Below are 2,965 nucleotides of genomic sequence, written 5' to 3' on the forward strand. Positions count from 1 at the left end.
CGATCAGCGCCGCCATCGGCGCCAGCCACCACGACCAGACCCGGGCGTATTCGGTGAAGTAGAAGCTCAGCGGCATGACGCCGAAGCTGTGGCTCTTCTCCTCGACGATGTTGATCCAGAAGTTCTTCAGCACCGACTGGAACGGCCAGCCCAGCGTCACCCAGTCGAGCAGCCCGTTGCACAGCACCACCGGCACCAGCCCGGCCAGCAGCATCGGCCGCACCCGGCCGCGCCAGTCCCCGCGGCCGGCGATGACGATGGCGGTCAGGATCGCCGGCAGCAGGTGGAAGCGGAAGACAAAGACCAGGCCGAACAGCACGCCGGCCCAGACCAGCCGGCGGCGGTCGGCCGTCTCCGCCGTCCAGGCCAGCCAGCAGCCGACCAGCAGCAGGCTGGTGGCGATCGATTCCGTCAGCGCCGTCGGCGCGAAATAGATCAGCTCGAACCAGATCGTGCCGATGAAGGCCGCGGTCAGCCCCGCCGTCAGCCCGGCGGCGCGCCGGGCCCAGAGGAAGGCCACGGCCGGGATGGCGAGCGACAGCGCCGACCACAGTGCCTTGGAGACGCCGAGATAGGCGGACGGGTCGTCGCTGACCCAGGATACCGCCTTCATCAGCCCCGCGAGCATGCCCGGCAGCAGCCAGGAGCGGATGCCCTCGCGGTATTCCCACGGCACCATGCCCTGGCCGAAGGCCAGCCGGTGCGCCTGCTCGTAATACTGGAACAGCTCGTCGGCGTGGTGGATGCGCGGGAAGGCCAGAGCGAGGACGAAGCGGAGCACCAGCCCGAGGGTCAGCAGCCCGGCCAGGCCGACCAGCCAGGCGGGCCAGCGGTCGAGGATGCCGGGCCGCGACGGGTACGGCAGAGCGACCGAGGCTGCTGCGGAACCGACCGGACGACCGAGATAGCGATCGGACACGGTGGGGTCGACCGATCGGCGTTGCTCCACAGTGTCGTCGGTCATGTCGCTCCGAATCGCGCCGGACTATCGAGTATTGCTGCCTATAACACCGGCAGGCTGCATTTCGTCTGCAAAAACCTCGCAAAAATCATCATATCCAGGATCGTGTTGAGAGTTTGTCCGCACCTCCGCCAAAACAAGGCGCGAACCCCCGGGATGAAAACCGGGGATGGCTGCGTATATGGGGCATGAAACGCCGCAAGGATGATTTCGACGTCATCGCCGAGCTGCCAGGGCTGAAGCGCTACGCCCTGGTCCTGACCCGCGATGCCGCCGAGGCCGAGGACCTGCTGCAGGACACCCTGCTGAAGGCCTATGAGGGCCGTCGCGGCTGGCAGCCGGACCGGGCCTTGCGCCCCTGGCTGTTCTCCATCATGCACAACGCCCATGCCTCGCGGCTGCGGGGCCGCCGGGCCGAGGATGCCCGCATCGCCCAGGCGACGCAGCTGGCGCCCCAGTCCGGCGCGCCGAGCCAGGACGCCCGGGTGCAGCTGGCCCAGGTGCAGCGAGCCCTGATGGCCCTGCCGGAGGAGCAGCGCGAGGCGCTGCTGCTCGTGGCGGTGGAGGAGTTCCGCTACCAGGAGGCCGCGACCATCCTCGGCATCCCGCTCGGCACGCTGATGTCGCGGCTGGGCCGGGCCCGCGCCGCGCTGCGCGAGAGCGCCGGCGCCGCCGAGACGACCGCCGCCCGCCTCGACGGACCGACCCCGCCGCATTTGCGGCTGGTGGAGTGACGCCCATGACGCAGATTTCGACGATCCCGACCGAAGCCGAGATCCAGGCCTATATCGACGGCGAGCTCGATTTGCCCCGCCGGATCGAGGTCGAGGCCCATCTCGAGGCCAACCCGACCCTGGCCGCCCAGGTGATGGCCGATCTGCGTCTGCGCGATGCGCTGCGCCTGGCCTTCGCCGACGAAGCCGGCATCCGCGTCGCCAGCTATGAGAACGCCCGGCTGCTGGGCCGCGCCGTGCGCTGGCGCCGGATCACGGTGCGCCTGCGCCGGGTGGCCGCGGTGGTGCTGCTGATCGGCATCGGCTGGGGCGCCCAGTCGATCCTGGGCGTCACCCGGATCGACAGCGCCTCGGCCGGCATCCCGGCCTATGCCGACGAGGCGGGCGACGCCTACCGCACCGTGCTGTACCGCCATCTGGTCGACCCGGCCGAGCCCAAGGGCGGGCTGAAGCCGGAGGACTTGGCCAAGGCACCGATCACCCTGCCCGACCTGCCGCAGGGCTGGTCGATCCGGTCGATCGAGGTGGTGCCCTGGGATGGCGGCTCCGGCTTCGAGGCGACGATCGACACCGACCGCTTCGGCCTGGTGACGCTGTTCGCGGCATCCACCGACGGCTTCGACGTGCAGCAGCCGCAGGCGCAGCGCGCGAACGACGTCACGGTCGCCTACTGGCAGGTCGGCCCCGCGGTCTACGCGCTGTGCGCCGAGGCGCAGGCCGACGACCTGCTGGCCGCCGCCAACGGCTTGGCCGACACCCTCTACTGAATGATCTCGAAGGAGAGAACGACACCATGAACATGCAGCAATACGAATGGCAGGGGACAGCCCAGCGCGCTTCGGCCGCCGAGCTCGACGCCGGCCTGCGGCAGCACATGCTGCGGATCTACAACTACATGGGTCTCGGCCTGGTCCTGACCGGCCTGGTCGCCTATCTGGTCGCCAGCACCCCGGCGATCTATATCCCGATCTTCACCAGCCCGCTGAAATGGGTAGTGATGCTGGCGCCGCTGGCCTTCGTCTTCTTCCTGTCGTTCCGCATCCACGCCGTCTCGGCCTCCACGGCGCAGATGGTGTTCTGGGCGTTCTGCGGCGTCATGGGCCTGTCGATGGCGTCGATCTTTTTGGTGTTCACCGGGACCAGCATCGCCCGCACCTTCATGATCACCGCGGTCATGTTCGGCGCGATGAGCCTGTACGGCTACACCACCAAGGCGGACCTGTCCCGCATGGGCTCGTTCCTGATGATGGGCCTGGTCGGCATCATCATC

Annotated in this window: 3 protein-coding genes and 1 pseudogene; 3 read left to right on the forward strand and 1 reads right to left on the reverse strand. The window is 68.8% G+C overall.

What is annotated here, in order from left to right:
* A pseudogene (locus ABDW35_RS35020) lies at positions 1 to 964 on the reverse strand (hypothetical protein); the annotation flags it as partial.
* A 185-nt stretch (positions 965 to 1,149) separates the two neighbouring features.
* On the opposite strand from ABDW35_RS35020, the gene ABDW35_RS35025 reads away from it, so the two are divergent.
* From ABDW35_RS35025 to ABDW35_RS35035, 3 genes are all read left to right on the forward strand, one after another.
* Complete coding sequence (locus ABDW35_RS35025; protein WP_343718458.1) at positions 1,150 to 1,695, forward strand: sigma-70 family RNA polymerase sigma factor; 546 nt, start codon at positions 1,150 to 1,152, stop codon at positions 1,693 to 1,695.
* A 5-nt stretch (positions 1,696 to 1,700) separates the two neighbouring features.
* Entirely contained in the window at positions 1,701 to 2,462 is a 762-nt protein-coding gene (locus ABDW35_RS35030) for a zf-HC2 domain-containing protein (protein WP_343718459.1), read from the forward strand.
* Between the two features lie 32 nt (positions 2,463 to 2,494).
* The coding region (locus tag ABDW35_RS35035; protein ID WP_343718460.1) for a Bax inhibitor-1/YccA family protein at positions 2,495 to 2,965 on the forward strand (471 nt) is incomplete at its 3' end.

Source organism: Inquilinus sp. (assembly GCF_039594555.1).
Taxonomy (GTDB): domain Bacteria; phylum Pseudomonadota; class Alphaproteobacteria; order DSM-16000; family Inquilinaceae; genus Inquilinus.